The following is a 15318-nucleotide window of genomic DNA, read 5'->3' as shown; positions in this document are numbered from 1 at the left end:
GAACTCCAACCCCGCGCGCGTTCCTCGGGTCCAGGTGACGCGACACGGGATTGACAGTTCGCCACGGGTCAAGGTCAGCGCATCGCCAACGGTCAAGGCGACCGTGCAATCCAGGCGCGCCCCGAGGTTCGACACGTCGAGAATCTTTGCCGACGCATCGCCGAAATCGCCGGAGAGCCGGACCATGACGAACACGTGCTTGCGCTGCTCGCGCCGCTGCCGACCGTCCGGCATGGTTCGATGATTGGCGTCTCTCATTTTCGACTCCGCATCCCCATAAGGCGCCCGCGTTAATACGCGCTAAACGGTGGGAGATGATCGCGGGAGAAAGGGAGCGGCCGTGCAGCGCGGGCGCAAACCCTGGGCGCCCACTGATGAGCAGTCGCTCGATTAAAGGCGGTTTCGATCGAAGGCGGATTCGGACCCATGACCATCGCAAGGCTCGGCAGCTTGAAGAATGGATCACCGAGGCCGCCACTTGGCCCGCGATGGCGAAGTGACCCGAAGCCAGCTCCGCGACATCCATCCCGATGTCGACATAGGGTAGGCCGAAGCGTCGAGCGGCGTTCTCCCAATAATCACGCTGCTGGTAGCCGTCGACATGGCCAAACACGACATGAGCGTCTTTGATGAGCGCGTCGCCCTGCTGCCACCTTTTCTGCGCGGTCTCGACCGCGTGGTCGGACGGATGTCGAGAATGAGCCAACGGAGAAACTCCACTTTGGGTCGCGCCGTTTCGGCGTCTCCCTGCGTCGAGCTTCGAAGAGCGCGCGCGAGAGAGCCAGATCTTCGATGACGCCGAGGTCCGCGCCATCATCTCCACGGCCATTGAGACCGATCTCGACGGCGATATGGCGCGCCTGATCATCCTGCTCGCCGCGACGGGCTCACGCTTCTCCCAGGTTACGCGCATGATCCGGCGTCGAGCGGGTTCCTGCCAACGCATCGTGGCACTTTCCCCTATTTTGAACGTTGGCCTCAGTTCAAAGCGAAGGAGGCTGGGCGTGCGATCGGAGATAGAGCGCATTCACGATGACTTGCTCGCGCTGATCGCGGAACTCGAAGCACTGACCGAATATGAAACCCCGGACCGGCAAGCGTTGGCAAGCGTGCGATGGAGGCTAAGTCGCGCCAGTGGTCGACGATTGAAGCTCCTGGAAGAAATTGTCTACCCATGGCTGCTTGAGCGCTCCTCCGCTGCCGAAGCGCGCACGGTGTCAAACCTGCGGGAAAGCAATGCCGGCCTGCTTGCCGCATCGCGGATGCACGTCGCTAAGTGGAGTGTCGACAAGATCATGGTGGATTGGGCGGACTATTGCCAGGACTCCGCCGCGATGCGCGGCGTGATGCGCATGCGTATCGGTCTTGAAAAGGCCCTGCTCTATCCGCTGCTCGTCAAATATGCCGAGGTGGAAGAATGGGGCCAAGGGCTCCCGAAGCGGCTCGCTCAGTGAGGGGTGGCTCTTGAGGTTGCTGAAGAGAGGCTCGACGGGCTTATTCCGCCGCTCGGAAATTGAGGCCGAGGGCCAATCTCGCTCAAGCCTAAATGACCTAGCCAGAGCAGACTGGCCGCTCCCATGGCCAGCAGCGTCCGCGCAAGAGCGGCGCTTCGCCGGAGCATGACGGCAAGCGTTGCTCCAGCGAGGGCGACACCGGGAAGAAAGAGGGTAGCCCTCCTGCCACACATAAAAAACAGTGGCCAGTGCAGCGCTGAAAGCGCCCAAATGAGCCAAGACATAAGTGTCTCCTTAACTCATTGGGCTAAAGGTTTCTAAATCAAGTTGGTCGCTAGTCGCTGTGACCGCGTGGACCAGAAGCACGGTAGTGTGTAATTCAATTCGAGCCAGGCGCGGGAAGGGGATCCGAAGTGTCGGCTATCGAGCTTCAAAGAAGACGAGCGACCTCGTTCGGCGAGGAAGATGTCGAGCTGCTCCGCAACCGGGTGGCCAGGCTTGAGCGGGCGCTGGAGGAAAAGACTCATCTCCTGAAGGAGGTCAATCACCGAGCGAAGAACAGCCTGCAAATGGCAATGGCGCTGCTGTCGATGCAGGCTCTCGCAATCGACAATCCGACGGTGAGCGCGGCACTTAATGCCGCCTCGAAACGGCTCGGCCATCTCGCCCGCGTGCACGAGCTGCTTTACCAGCGCGGCGACGATCTTCAGGAGATCGACATCAGCTTGTTTCTGCGGGATATCGGCGACGCGCTGGAACAGGCTTTTCAGCGCCCCGAGGTTTCTCTTTCCTATGACGTCCCGCCGCTGGAACTCGACGTCGGGCGAGCGATTAGCGTCGCCCTCATCGTCGGGGAGGCAATTCTGAACAGTTTCAAATATGCGTTTCCGCCGTCGACCAGCGGCCGGATTCGAGTTGTCTGCAGGCGTGAACAGGGTGCGATCCGATTGGCTGTCATCGACAACGGCGCAGGGTTTCCGGTTGAACAGCGTCGAGGGTCATTAGGCATGCGGCTTCTTCGCGCCCTCGGGCGCAGCCTGGGAGGAGAGACGTTGGTGACGGCCAAAGCAGGGACGGCTGTGGAGATCTCCTTCCCAATGATTCCGACGAGCGAATAGCGCCGGCAGTCGCAAACCTATTCCTCGGCGCGAGCCAAGGGCTGACCTGGTCGACGGCCGTGATCATGAAGATCGATCTCGTTGGGCCGCGCAATCGGGGCTTCGCCATAGGGCTGAACGAATAAGTCTACAACTGTTGACGTGTGATGAATGGCCGCTAGACGCGTCGGCTCGGCATCGACGAGCTGGCCTGGCTTGCCGGGCGGATCGAAGAGCTCGGACAGGCCGTACACGCGGTCTGCGTAGAGCGAATTGTGCGCCTGGAGGCAGAGGTCGCGGGGGATGCTGGCTAGGTGAGCATCGATCTTGTCCGCTCTGCGCCCGTTTCGGACGTACAGCGCTGGGCTAGCTTCTCCCGAAAGCGGCCGCGCCCGTGTGTTGTGCTGTGATGGACTGTTCGTCGTGCAGTAGACTCGCCCCTATTGCGCGGGCGTCCACCAGGTTGGCTCTGTCCGCGCATGGGACGCTCTGATTTCAACATTGGCGGATCAAGATTCCACGGCTCGTCGCCGGCGCACGGCTGGCGTTTTGGCCTTCAGTCGCGGTCTGCCGGTCGAGCATCGCCTCCAACTCGCGCGAACCCAAGGAGAGAGATGATGAAAAAGCTAGCCCTTATCGGCCTGGTGGCGACTTTGAGCGCTCCGGTGGTGAGCGTCAATGCCAGCTCCAACGCCTGCTTCGGGCAGGCGCGGACCTTCAATGTCCATCTTCTCGGCGGCCGCACGTGGGGCGACATCGCCTCCGACCGCGCCGGATCGAACGCGGCCCTGAACCGCGACTATCGGGACTCCTGCCGGGGCTAGGACGGCTCCGAGAGAATGCCGATTGGTGTCGCGCCCGGGCGAATCCGGGCGTGGCGCCGTCCGTCCATCCGAACCTCGACTTATTGTTCCAGCCTCCCCCCGCTTTCAGAGTCGATCAGGGGCCGGCAAAGGGCGGCGCCTGCGCGGCTCAGCCTGGAGCCCATATCCGCGCGAGCCTTCGTTCTTCCGCCCGGCTGAGCGCGCGCATCGGCTCAGCGCGAAACGCTTCGGGCACGGCTTCGATGCCGGCCGGCGCTGCACCAGAAGCCGCCGCAATCAGCGCTTCGGGCGGGGTGGCTTCAAGGAACTCCAGCCCGACGCTCTTCCCCCGCATCCAGCAGACGCGGGCTGGCAAGGATATGTCCCCCGGGTCAGCGTGAGCGTATCGCCCAAGTTCAGGGCGATCGGGCAATCCAGCCGTGCGCCGAGGTTCGACAGGTCGCGCAGCTTCACGGTCGTATCCCCGAAATCGCCGACGAGCTGAACGAGGATGAATACGTTCTTGCGCTGCGCGCGCCTTTGCCGTTCGGCAGGCATGGCTGAGTGTTCAGGGTCGCTCATTTCGGTCCCTGACCACTTGTAAGCACTCCGGGTTAAGGGCACGCTAAGGGCCCCCTCTCGTGGCCGCACGGGCGCTGGGAGGCAGCCCGATTGTCCTCGACCGACTAATCAGTGAGGTGTGAGTCCTATTGCGTCAGCCTCAGCGCGCCGATGTTGCTTCCGATCTCGCGGAAGCGCGCGATCAGCGTTCGCTGAGCCACACGCCGCGTTTAAGCAAGCTAAGAGCATACAGGCGAGCTGACGCATCTTTGGATTCTAGGGTTTCTGCCGCCCAAGCTCAATGTGCCGAATGTCCGCAATGAGTCGCAAGCGGACTGACCGCTCAGCGGCCGGCTCCTAGCTCTTGGCAGCCTATGCGATCACAAGCCTCAGTGCTCCCGGCGGCGCGGCAAAGACCCTTGGCTGGAGCCTGAATTAAGTTGGAACAATCGCTAGATCGGCTGAGTCGAACAGCGCCATATATTGGGGTACCGTAAGAACCCGATATCCTGCGCCGCAGTGCGAGGGATGGCCAGGGCCGGCGAATCCCCCGGATTCGTCGGCCCACCTCGGAGGTCAGCGACGGCGGCCGCGATGTTGCCGACTCCACGCGTCGCGTTCGTCCATCCACCGCCGTCTCGCGGCGAACCACTCGGACCGTGTCATGTTGCGGCGCGCCCCCTGCCACGTGTCGCGCGAGCCCTGCCACGCCTCTCGTCCTGAAAGGAACTGCTCGCGCCATAGCCGCAGATCATTCTCATAGATCCGACGATCGCGGGCGTTCAGACGCGCCAGCTCGGCACGCGCAAGACCCGGCGCGCCCCGTTGTTCAGCCCGCAGGCGACCTCGCTCGCTATTCGCACGAGCCGCATTGCGGCGCTCTCGTGCAAACCGACGCTCCTCGGCACGCCTTTGCGCGGCAAAATCGCGACCGAACTGACCCCGTTGAACGCCGATGTCACGCGCCAGGTCTCGGGTCCCTATCCCTCCACCCATCTGTCCGGGGGGAGTCATTGGCGGGCCGGCGCCACGCCCGCCGCCACGACCCTGCGCGATGACTGGTGCAGCTGCGACAGCGACGATAGCGGCGACGATGATCAGTGGTTTACGCATGTCAACTTCCTTTGTGGCCGGGAGGCAATGCCCACTCCTCCTGCACTCATACGCTTGAACGACGGCAAAGTTTCTTGGCTGGAGCTAGTCCGAATTTGGCGCGCGGCAGATCAGTGGGCACTTGCCTTGGCCGCGACGAGGGCCGGGTGGCGAATTTCCGGGCCATACCGGCATTCGTGCTGCTCGTCCGTGACCATCAAGTGACTAGTAACGATAGCCCCGCGAGCGAAAGGCTCAGCTTGCCAGCGGAAGCGTGAGCGCCCGGATCGACTCGTAGTTATCGGCGGGCTCCGTGAACTCCAGCCCGGCCCGATACTCGTTAGTCCATACGACGCGCGCCAACCCCGGCTGGTCAGTGTGCGTCTGTCGAACGCCCGCTAAGGCTGGAAAACGGATGGTTCATACCCACATTCGAGCAATGGCATTTTCGATCCATGTGCGCGTCAGCGTACCACTAGGCTTGAAGCCGCCCCGCTTCACGGCGCCGCGGCGCAAGCGCTCCGGTGGCGACGAGGGCGAAGCGATGCCTGCGAAGCCGGACAGGCCGTTGCCGCTTTTGGGCGGTGCCGCAGCCGCGCTGGAGTTTGACGACTAGCTCCCGGCCCGGCGTCACCGGCGCTTGTACAATCGCCTGCTTTGGGTCGAAAGCCGCCAAAAGCCGACAGTCTGCTTTCGGCCAAAAAACGCTCCTCAGCTTAGATCCGGCATGGTTCTCGGCGCCACTGCCCTGGCGTGCGGCCTGAAAGTCAAAGAACGGCACGCGTCATGTGCGCTTGGTCGCTGAAGCCAAGATGCGAGGCGATTGCAGCCAATGGTCGTTCGCTGGCTCGAATAGCGGCGATCGCGCGACGGGCTCGAGCTTCTGCGCGATAGAGATGCGGAGTCACGCCATAGGCGCGCGCGAATCCGCGACTCACTGATTCCGGCGCAAGGCCGTGCGCCGAGGCCCACTCCGCGAGGCAGAGTGGGGCGAGTTCTCGCAGTCCAGACGCGAGAAGGTCGGGCCAATCGGAGAAGCGATCGCTGCACGGAAGCGCCTGCTCGGCAAACAGTCGGGCCGCTTCCCGCGGGTCACGCGCGGCGATCACCGCCAGAGCTTCCGGATCGGTCATTCGCCAACGGGGAGTGTCCTGCACTTCAACGGGGCAGGGCAAGTTTATGACTGTCGCGCCGGCAGCCGAAATATGATCGCGATGCGCTTCGAAGGGCGCATGGACAAGAGCATCGCCCGCGACGACGTCAAACCGCCCGGCATCGCCACTTTCCTGATAGGCGCCGGAGAGAACGATCGCGATGAAGCCGTCATAGTGACGGTGCCGCGGCAGCCGCGCTCGCCGGCCGATCATTTCAAGACCAACTGGGGGCGGCAAAAGCGAGCGGGTGGCCATACCGCCAGTAAGGCAGAGTGGCGGGCGCCAGGTCAATCGAGTTCAAGACGGGTGGTCCCGCGCTCTTTAACACGCACGGATCCGAATGGAGGTAAGTGATGGCCAAACTGATCTTTCTCGTACTGGCACTCGTCGGCGGATTTGCGCACTCATCCGCTGAGGCGGCCTTGCGTGAGATCCCGGTTTCGTATCCGTCGGGCGACATCGAGCTCGCCGCGCTCCTGCTGCTTCCTGACGGTCCCGGCCCTTACCCGGCGGCGGTGGTCGTGCACGGCTCGGGCGACTCTGATCGGACGAACCTTTGGGCGAGGGCAATCGCCGAGACAGTGGCTGAAGCTGGTTTCGCCGTTCTCCTCACCGACAAGCGTGGGAGTGGTGACTCGGAGGGGGATTGGCGCACGGTCGGCTTTCACGCGCTCGCGGCGGATGCGCTTGCCGGAGTGGCGTTCCTGTCGTCACGCGCTGACATTGACGAGGCGCGGATCGGACTGGTCGGCTTAAGCCAGGGCGGGCGGATAGTACCGATTGCTGCCGCACAATCAGACGCCGTTGCGTTTGTTCTGAACTTGGTCGGAGACGCAGTATCCTTCGCCGAGCAGTCCGCCCATGAAATGGGGAACATCGCTCGGCAGGCCGGACTCCCCGAGCCGATGCAGCAAGAGGTGCTGCGGCTGAACGGGGCTGCCGGACGAGCATTGCTGACCGGCAACTGGGACGAGTATCGGCGGCTGCGTGAGGCAGCGCTCGCCTCTCCGTGGGCACGGATCGCTCAGGGGTTTCCTCCGGCTGACGATCCGGTCTGGACGTTTTACCGAGAGGTCATCTATTTCGATCCGATGCCCTATTGGACGCTGGTCCGGCAGCCCGCGCTCATCCTCTATGGCGAGGAGGATGAGCAAGATAATGTCGCGGTTGCCGAAAGCGTGCGCCGGCTTCACTTCGGCTTCCGTCAGAGCGGCAAGGCCAACTACGAAATTGTTGTTCTTCCCGGCGTCGGCCATTCACTCGGCTGGACGCGCTCGAATGGCCTCGGCGAACACGCTAAGGCGGCTATCCAGAGCTGGTTGGGGGAGAACGTCGAAGCGGGCCGGTAGATGCGTACAGGCAAGCGCGCCGCGCTCGATGTCGGCTATTCGCGGTATCTCATCTGAAACGGCCTGTCCGCTTACGGCCAACCTTTGACGGCTGGGCACGACCTACCGCACCCACCGGGATCGAACATCGGCACATGCGGCTGAGCAGCAGCGCCTGACGCTTTATCACGCCTGCGGCGATGGCCTGGAAGTCCCTGATAGGTAGAATCTACAGGTAGGACTGACGACGGCAATCAGGCATCTCCTGTATCAGATGGAGGGTCAAAATGAAACCAGCTAGTCAAATCGCGCTCGCCGATACTTCCGCGCATGTTGCATTCAATTGTTCCATGCCGGTTTTGCAACGGGTGGAGCGGCGAACCGATCCCCGCGTCTTCACGATTCTGCGCGTTGCGCGCGCCAGTGTCGAAAACGACACAGGACTTTGCCGTGTTCAGAATATCTCGGACGACGGCATGATGGTGATTACCGGCCTCGTCGTTGTCGAAGGCGACCCGATCGCCGTGTCGCTCTCCGAGACCGTGTGCATATCCGGGCAAGTGAGTTGGACGGATGGTGCGCGCGTCGGCATCCAGTTCAACGAAGCGATCGATTGCGCAGAGCTGCTGCAGCTTCTGGCCGCGGAAAGAAGCTCAGGCGATCAGCGCCCGTCCCGTCTTCCCACGGACGCGGTCGGCGTCGCCACGACGGGGTCGGGTCTTCAAGCTATCCGCGTGGTCGACATATCGCAGGTCGGCATGAAGATCCGCCACAATGGCGGCCTTACCCTCGGCCATCCAGTGACCATCGTCCTCGAAAACGGTCTCCAACGACGCGGCATCGTGCGCTGGACCGACGATGACTTGGCGGGCCTCAGGCTGCTCGAGCCCATCGCCTATCAGCAACTGGAAAGCGCCGGCAGTCTCTGATCGATAGGGTGAAGCCATTCGATTTGCCATCCAAGGGGGTGTCATTATGAGGGAGGGACTTGAACGGAGGTTACGGTGCCGATCAATTCCTCCTCTCCCGTCCAGCAGACGCTCATATTCTGGGCCGCGATCATCCTCATCTCGGCTGCAAGCCTGCTGTCCCTGCTCAGCACGCAGCGCCTGGTGACGCTCGCTTCACGCGTGGAGCAGAGTCAGAACGTGCTGGTCGAGCTGAACAGGTCCGTGTCCCACCTGAAGGACGTCGAGACCGGGCTGCGCGGCTACATCATCACCAGCGACTCCCGTTACCTTCAATCCTACAATGCCGGTCGCGACAATTTCGGATCGTCGGTGCGTCGCCTCCGTGAGCTTGCACAGAACGATCCCGTGTTGCAGCTGCGCGTCCACGAGCTCGAGGCGCTGGGACAGCAAAGAATCCGCATCGCAGGCCAGGCGGTTGCTTCGCGGACCGAAGACGCGCCGCCGCGGGCTGCACTGCCCTTCATCACCGCGGGCAAGGCGACGATGGATCAAATCCGCAGGCAGGCCGATTCGATCATCTCCGCGGAACAGAGCGTTTACCGCGCTCGTGAGCGAGCTGTCGCGCGGCAGGCGCAGATCACCAACATCATATTGGTGGTCGGGGTCGCGCTGAGCCTCGCCGCCATGATCTGGCTGTTTACAATACGCGGCCGCGAGGTGGAGCGCCGACGGCGGGCGGAGGACGAATTAAGGGCCCTTAACGCGGAGCTGGAGGACCGGGTTCAAGAGCGCACCTCCGAGGTCCGCCGCTCGCGCGAGCTGCTCGATGCAGTGATCGAGAACATGCCCGATGCATTGATCCTCCAGGACGCCGACGACGACTTCCGCTATGTCCTCGTAAACCGCGCCGGCGAGCGGCTGATGGGCAAGGAACGTGGAGAGATCGTCGGCCGGGTCGATCAAGAGCTATTTCCGCCCGACCAGGCGGCCGCGTTTCTGGAGGAAGACAGGGCGGTCGTGGCAACGGGCCAGCCGCGCTTCTGCGCGGAGCGACCTATCTCCACGGCGAACGGCATCCGCTTGATCGACACCAGCAAGGTGCCGATCCCGAGCGGAAATGGTGGCCGCGGCTTCGTGCTTGGTATCGTCCGCGACGTCACGGAGCAGAAGGCGCTCGAAGCTCAGTTGCGTCAAAGCCAGCGAATGCACGCCGTGGGTCGGCTGACCGGGGGTATTGCGCACGACTTCAATAACATCCTCGCGATTATCCTGGGCAATGCCGACCTCCTGCGCGAGCAACTCGCCGAGGGCACCGAGAGCGCCGAGATGGCCGAGGAGGTGCTCGGAGCGGCGGCGCATGGGGCGGAGCTCGTGCGTCGGCTCCTGGCCTTCTCGCGGATGCAGCATCTCGAGCCGACCGCGCTCGATCTCAACGAGCGGCTACCCGCAATCATCGGGCTATTGAAACGAACTCTCGGGGAGGCGATCAATATCCAGACCAAGCCCGTCGAAGGACTATGGCCGGCAATGGTCGACCCGACCCAGGTCGATGACGCTCTCGTCAACCTCGCAATCAACGCTCGGGACGCAATGCCCGAAGGCGGATCGCTGACTATAGAAACCGGCAACGAGGTCCTCGACGAGGATTATGCGGCCCAGAACGCCGAGGTCGCGCCAGGCGACTATGTCATGCTCGCGGTCAGTGACACTGGCACAGGCATGGCGCCAGCGGTGATTACCCGCGCCTTCGAGCCCTTCTTCACAACCAAAGCGGAGGGGAAGGGTAGCGGACTTGGCCTCAGCCAAGTCTATGGCTGGGTGAAGCAGTCAGGTGGCCACATCAAGATCTATTCCGAGCTCGGTCACGGCACGACGATCAAGCTCTTCCTGCCGCGGGCAAGCGCCACGGCGGACGAGGTTCGGGACGAGGCTGATCGAGATGCAATCGCGATTCGCGGCCACGAAACCATTTTGGTGGTCGAGGACAATCCCAATGTTCTGCGAACCGTGGTCCGGCAGCTTGGTGACCTTGGTTATGCCAGCATCGAGGCGACCAATGGTGCCGAAGCGCTGGACTTGATCCGATCGGGCGTCGGATTTGACCTGCTGCTCACCGATATAGTGATGCCGGGAGGCATTACCGGCTATGAGCTCGCCGCTCGGGTGAGAGAGATTCAGCCAGCCGTCAAAGTTCTGTTCACTTCAGGCTACACCGAGCTGGCGGCGACTGGCGGCGATGCCAACAGGGGGCCGCTGCTGAGTAAGCCCTATAGGAAGCAGGATCTCGGCCGCGCTATCCGCGCCGTGGTCGACAACGGCCACTGATCCGGGGGCTGACGTGCGGCCTCCATCGCGCTGCGTCTAACGGGAGTTTCCCATTTGCAGCAACCCCACGGCTTGAGACGTGTTGCGCGCGCCCAGCTTGTTGAGGATATTTGAGCGGTGCATCTCTACCGTTCGCGTGCTGATACCGAGTTGCCAGGCGATCGTCTTGCTTTGCAGGCCGTCGGCGAGCGCTCCCAGGACTTCCGTTTCGCGTTTCGTCAGTTTCTCCAGGGCCTTCGACTGCTGCCGTCGATGAGATTCCTGTTGGCGCCGCGTGCCGACGTCGACGGCTTCGCCCAGCGCCGAAAGAAAATCCGCACGCTTGAACGGCTTCTGGAGGAAATGGACCGCCCCGTGCCGGAAGGATCGAATGGCCGCCGTTACCTCGCCAAAGGCGGTCATCATGATGACGGGCCATTCCGGGCATCGGGCGTGGAGAGCCTCAATCAGCTCGATTCCGTTCATTCCCGGCATGTTGATGTCGGAGACGATGCACCCAAACGGAAGCTCATCGATCCGCGCCAGAAACCCGTCGGCTGAATCAAAGCAATCGGTGTCCCATCCGGCGCGATTCGCAAATCTGGCGATGGTTCGACCGACCGCTTCATCATCGTCAATGATGTAGACCTGCATGAAACAACCTTTTGGACCCTTACATTGTGGCCGGGGCTGGTAAAGAAATGCTTTCTTTCCCACCGGCTAAAAGATGTCCGCCTGCTCGCGCCAGGGTCAAGGCCGCAACAACTCCGGTTGTCCGGCCCGCTCCATTGGCCGAGCCAGCGGGATGCCGATCTTCGCGCTCATCTGTCCGAGCCTGTCCGGATGCCCGGCGGAGATTCGATCAGAATCCCCAACCAACCTGTAGATTCCTACAGCTTATGTCGCAGCATGCGGGGGCCTAGAAGACGGTGATCCAGCGGGCGAAACAAGAAGCTGGCGCCGGAGGCGATGTGTTTTCAGGTTTACGCCTTTCAGCAGCGTTGATAACGGCAACGGCCGGTCTGGGGATTGCTACAGGAGCTCCGGCTCAGGTTGCGCATGGCAGCCTGGGCGTAAGCGCACGCGTCATGAATTGCGGCGCGTCCAGCAATCCTGCGGCATCCCCGCCCGCGAGACGCGGACATAATCCACCTGGGAACGTCGCCGGAGTTCAGGTTGCGTGTCCTCCAGGCATGTCGTGGACAAGTAACGTGGAAGAAGGAGTGGTCGGGGGCTTGATTGGCACGCCGTCGTCGCGCGCGCTGGAACCCCGGGCCGAGGGCCAACTCGGCCTCTCGACCTCCGATGGTCCTCATATCCCTCAGGCGCGTACGACGGTACGGGTGATCACGGTTACCTTTTGAACGGTCCGCGATGTTGGTCAGCGCCGAGCCCCTCCGACCGAGGCCAGCGTTCGGCCGGAGGGTCGTTCAGGGCGCTGCTCTGGGCCACGGCCTCTGTGTCCGCACGTCGGTTTGAGGACATGAATCTGGTCGCGGAGCATTCCGGCGCAAACCCGCATTTGCCGTGCGGACAAAATCGTCTCCTGGCCCCCAAGGGGCCGCATTCGAATGTCCGCTTCTGCGCCTCCGCGCTCCCGAGCGGAACGGCCGCTACCGGCCACATCCTGTCGGACATGCCCGCGACTGCCGAATAGATCGCTGCACTGATCATATAGGCGCCCTGCGGATTACCCGACTTATAGCCATCGAGCCGCTGGAGTGACCGTGATCCGCTAGCCGCTCTGCCGCGGCGCGCAGAATAGGAGCGATAGTGGGGTCGTTCGGCATCACGAACGCCGGCAGAAACTGCGCCATGTCGCCGACGCCGCCCCGTTCGTCTCGCGCTAGCAGGCGGACCGCAAACCGCTGCTCGTCCAGCGTCACGCCATTCGCCGTCAGCCTCAGAGTGATCTCGCCGCGCTCGGCTTGGCGTGGCATTTGCTTTTGGCCAGCTTCGCCGTCTCCTCGATCGACACATCGAGCCCCAAAGCACTCCATCGTCCGTCTCCCCGTCGTGTTGAGAGGCGGCGATTTTGCGCCGGATTGCGGCTTCGATGGAAGGGTCGAGGCGGCCGGCGCCGCGGCGATGCTCACCAGCAGCTCGTCGTGCCCGATTACCTCGGCATTCCCCTGTCCCCTTCCCCTGCGCACCGGCCTCCGCCACCTTCATATGGCGCTGTCCAAGCGAGCTTGGATCGATAGGTTACCTCTGTCGCGTCACGAGACCGGGACGGCGCTCGACTAGAAAACCGAAGCAAATCTCTCGGCGGACGGGAAACGAATCGCGTTCGCGGGCGTTTGATCGGGATTAAATTTGGCGCACTCAACTGCGCGAAACGAGGCGGGACTACCATTGGATGAATCGGTCCGCATCCTCGTCGTTGACGACGAGGCAATGATCATCGTCATGATCGAGGACGCGTTGCGGGATGCCGGATATGAGGTGGAAGTCGCTCATTCCGGGGAGGAGGCGCTGTCGATAATCGAACAGGCAACTGAACTGGCGGGCATCGTGACGGACATTCAGACAGGGACCGGAGCCGATGGCTGGGAGATCGGGCGGCAGGCGCGTCGACGCAGTCCTGTCGTCGCGGTCGTCTATATGTCGGGGGCCAGCGCCGGAGAATATGCCGCAGAGGGAGTGCCGGGGAGCGTCATGATCCAAAAGCCGTTCGCCCCGGATCAGATCGTTACAGGCATCTCGACACAGCTCAACAAGATTGCCAGCGCACCTGAATGAGCCGACTCGATGCTGCGGTGCGCGCGCCGTTCCCTTCCCACCAATCAAGGCTCCCCCGGCTCGCTCAAAAAAAAGAGGAAGCGTTGCACCGGGCGCCGCTCCTTTGAATATCAGCCATCGAGCCGCCGCCTATGAAGACCGAACGGCGCGCGCAGCTGGGTATTCACTATGCGGAGCCACCGGTCAGCTTCGAAGACCGGGGCCAGAAGGCGCGGCGCCCCACCACGATCGCCGATGGGCGACTCGCCACCGCCTCGATACCAGTTTGCTGTTCGCGGCGGCGCTGGAAGGGGCGGGGCTGCACCCGGTGATTCTAATGTTCCAGGGCCATGCGCGATTGGCGTATGTCTGGCCATGGCCGCGACCTGCAGCGCAGCTTCGCCGCCGAGGCATTGTAGCGTGACGAGCTGCCATCACCGCGCGATGCGCGGCAGCTCGAGGCGCGGCTGATCGAGCTGCACCGGCAGGTCCACAACGATTTCGCAGAGGGCCGCGCGAACACGTTGTTCCTCGTAGTCGGCTTCCTACGCTGGAAGAAGAAGCCGGAGGAAGAGCGCAGCTATCGTGCCCCGCTGCTTCTCATTCCGGTCACCGCCGTCGCCGCCGGCGACACCTTGCGCTGGATCGTCGGCGACACCAGCAGCGGCAGCGGCACGACGCGCCGCGTCCACATTCTGGTCAAGCCGTTCTCGGCGGGCCTCAGGACCAACCTTGTCATCACCACCGACCGGCGCGTCTACCATCTCCAGCTCGAGAGCACCCGAGCGACCGCAATGGCGGCTTTGTCCTGGACCTATCCGCAGGACGCATTGATCGCCCTGCAGCGGTCGGAGGCTGAAGCGGAGGCGGCGATGCCGGTCGCCACCGGCCTCGCGATCGAGAATCTGCGATTCGGCTACCGCATCGACGGCGACAACCCGCCCTGGCGCCCGCTGCGCGCGTTCGACGACGGCCGCCAGACGTTCATCGAATTCCCGCCCACGATCGCTCGCCCGCATTCCGGACCGGACACCCGGTCAAGCTGACGATCCTCGTCCCGCCCGAGCTCCATCAGAGCTTGGCCGCTTATGGCGCGCCCTATCAGGAGGCCTTTGACGAAACCGTGCCGGTGGCGGAGCTTGTGCCCGCCATGCTGGCCGCATTCCTCGAAAGCGACCGGAACTTCTGCCGCGGGCGCCAATCGCCGCGGAAGGGGAGGGGCGGTTGAGGGCGCGGCGCCAGCTGGGTGAGATCGAGCCCGTCGGCCCAGCACGAAGTCCAAAATCGCTTGCGGCTCGAAATCAGGTGCAGGCGCAGTTGCTTGCAGGCGCAGTTGCTACGGTCGGCTTCGATTCGGACGTGCCGGCTGCCGTCGAGCTCCGGTTCTGCGCGGGAAATGTCCGTCTGTTTCCGTCCAACTCTGCTGACGACGGTTTGACGAACGTTTGACGGTTTCGCTTACGCAACGACTTTTCAGGCGTAAGTTATTGATTTCGCTGGTGACCCCTACGGGACTCGAACCCGTGTTTTCGCCGTGAGAGGGCGACGTCCTGGACCGCTAGACGAAGGGGCCGTCGATGCGCGCGCGGAAGCGGCGCATATGGGCGCGCGGGCCGCGCTGTCACGCCGCGGCCCGCGTCGCGATTGGGCGTACTGGCCGCCCTCGGCCGGCTTGTCGCCGCCGGCTGCCGCGGCGCCGCCGCCCTCCGCCGCCGGGGCCTCGCCACCTTCGGCCGGAGCGGCTGCGGCGCCGTCGGCGGGCTTGGCTTCATTGCCGTCGGCCGATGCATTGCCGTCGGCCGGCGCCGCGGTGTTGGCGTCGGCCGGCGCGGCCATATTGGCGTCGGCGGCATTGTTGCCGGCCTCGCCGCCGCGGTCGCAGGCGGCCAGCGC

15 protein-coding genes and 1 tRNA gene are annotated in these 15318 nt (G+C 63.3%); 11 read left to right on the top strand and 5 right to left on the bottom strand.

What is annotated here, in order from left to right; all coding sequences use genetic code 11:
* A partial coding sequence (locus tag ACT4N8_RS06045) for a PilZ domain-containing protein (protein ID WP_444857234.1) occupies positions 1-258 on the bottom strand: 258 nt, incomplete at its 3' end.
* A gap of 593 nt (positions 259-851) precedes the next feature.
* Here ACT4N8_RS06045 and ACT4N8_RS06040 point away from each other — a divergent pair.
* The 3 genes from ACT4N8_RS06040 (at position 852) to ACT4N8_RS06030 (ending at position 3375) form a co-directional block, all read left to right on the top strand.
* A complete protein-coding gene (locus tag ACT4N8_RS06040; protein WP_444857233.1) occupies positions 852-1454 on the top strand; it encodes a hypothetical protein in 603 nt (200 codons plus the stop codon).
* A 413-nt stretch (positions 1455-1867) separates the two neighbouring features.
* Positions 1868-2572 carry a sensor histidine kinase gene (locus ACT4N8_RS06035; protein WP_444857232.1) on the top strand — a complete coding sequence of 235 codons (705 nt, stop codon included), beginning with the start codon at positions 1868-1870 and terminating at the stop codon, positions 2570-2572.
* Between the two features lie 596 nt (positions 2573-3168).
* Positions 3169-3375, top strand: a complete 207-nt coding sequence (locus ACT4N8_RS06030; protein ID WP_444857231.1) for a hypothetical protein — start codon at positions 3169-3171, stop codon at positions 3373-3375.
* Between the two features lie 276 nt (positions 3376-3651).
* Here ACT4N8_RS06030 and ACT4N8_RS06025 read toward each other — a convergent pair whose 3' ends face one another.
* The gene (locus ACT4N8_RS06025; protein WP_444857230.1) at positions 3652-3936 is read right to left on the bottom strand and encodes a PilZ domain-containing protein; all 285 of its coding nucleotides are present in this window, start codon (positions 3934-3936) and stop codon (positions 3652-3654) included.
* Between the two features lie 1486 nt (positions 3937-5422).
* On the opposite strand from ACT4N8_RS06025, the gene ACT4N8_RS06020 reads away from it, so the two are divergent.
* The gene (locus ACT4N8_RS06020) at positions 5423-5623 is read left to right on the top strand and encodes a hypothetical protein (protein ID WP_444857229.1); all 201 of its coding nucleotides are present in this window, start codon (positions 5423-5425) and stop codon (positions 5621-5623) included.
* 151 nt (positions 5624-5774) lie between these two features.
* Here ACT4N8_RS06020 and ACT4N8_RS06015 read toward each other — a convergent pair whose 3' ends face one another.
* Positions 5775-6416: a helix-turn-helix domain-containing protein gene (locus ACT4N8_RS06015; protein ID WP_444857228.1), complete on the bottom strand. Its 642-nt coding sequence runs from the start codon at positions 6414-6416 to the stop codon at positions 5775-5777.
* A 98-nt stretch (positions 6417-6514) separates the two neighbouring features.
* On the opposite strand from ACT4N8_RS06015, the gene ACT4N8_RS06010 reads away from it, so the two are divergent.
* From ACT4N8_RS06010 to ACT4N8_RS06000, 3 genes are all read left to right on the top strand, one after another.
* A complete protein-coding gene (locus ACT4N8_RS06010) occupies positions 6515-7510 on the top strand; it encodes an alpha/beta hydrolase family protein (RefSeq protein WP_444857227.1) in 996 nt (331 codons plus the stop codon).
* A gap of 266 nt (positions 7511-7776) precedes the next feature.
* Positions 7777-8418 (top strand): PilZ domain-containing protein, encoded by a 642-nt coding sequence (locus ACT4N8_RS06005; RefSeq protein ID WP_444857226.1) that lies wholly within the window; start codon positions 7777-7779, stop codon positions 8416-8418.
* Positions 8419-8493: 75 nt separating this feature from the next.
* Positions 8494-10725, top strand: a complete 2232-nt coding sequence (locus ACT4N8_RS06000) for a CHASE3 domain-containing protein (RefSeq protein WP_444857225.1) — start codon at positions 8494-8496, stop codon at positions 10723-10725.
* Positions 10726-10761: 36 nt separating this feature from the next.
* Here the strand turns inward: ACT4N8_RS06000 and ACT4N8_RS05995 are convergent, their stop codons facing one another.
* The gene (locus ACT4N8_RS05995) at positions 10762-11358 is read right to left on the bottom strand and encodes a response regulator transcription factor (protein ID WP_444857224.1); all 597 of its coding nucleotides are present in this window, start codon (positions 11356-11358) and stop codon (positions 10762-10764) included.
* A 1701-nt stretch (positions 11359-13059) separates the two neighbouring features.
* Here ACT4N8_RS05995 and ACT4N8_RS05990 point away from each other — a divergent pair.
* The 3 genes from ACT4N8_RS05990 (at position 13060) to ACT4N8_RS05980 (ending at position 14653) form a co-directional block, all read left to right on the top strand.
* Positions 13060-13446 (top strand): response regulator, encoded by a 387-nt coding sequence (locus tag ACT4N8_RS05990; RefSeq protein WP_444857223.1) that lies wholly within the window; start codon positions 13060-13062, stop codon positions 13444-13446.
* Positions 13447-13853: 407 nt separating this feature from the next.
* Positions 13854-14471 (top strand): TrbG/VirB9 family P-type conjugative transfer protein, encoded by a 618-nt coding sequence (locus ACT4N8_RS05985; protein ID WP_444857235.1) that lies wholly within the window; start codon positions 13854-13856, stop codon positions 14469-14471.
* 32 nt (positions 14472-14503) lie between these two features.
* Positions 14504-14653 (top strand): DUF2274 domain-containing protein, encoded by a 150-nt coding sequence (locus tag ACT4N8_RS05980; RefSeq protein ID WP_444857222.1) that lies wholly within the window; start codon positions 14504-14506, stop codon positions 14651-14653.
* Positions 14654-14922: 269 nt separating this feature from the next.
* Here the strand turns inward: ACT4N8_RS05980 and ACT4N8_RS05975 are convergent.
* Positions 14923-14998, bottom strand: a tRNA-Glu gene (locus tag ACT4N8_RS05975).
* 71 nt (positions 14999-15069) lie between these two features.
* Between ACT4N8_RS05975 and ACT4N8_RS05970 the strand changes: the two genes are divergently transcribed.
* The coding region (locus tag ACT4N8_RS05970) for a hypothetical protein (protein ID WP_444857221.1) at positions 15070-15318 on the top strand (249 nt) is incomplete at its 3' end.

The organism is Sphingosinicella sp., assembly GCF_052387495.1.
Classification (GTDB): Bacteria; Pseudomonadota; Alphaproteobacteria; order Sphingomonadales; family Sphingomonadaceae; genus Allosphingosinicella.
This window is presented reverse-complemented; position numbering and strand designations above follow the sequence as displayed.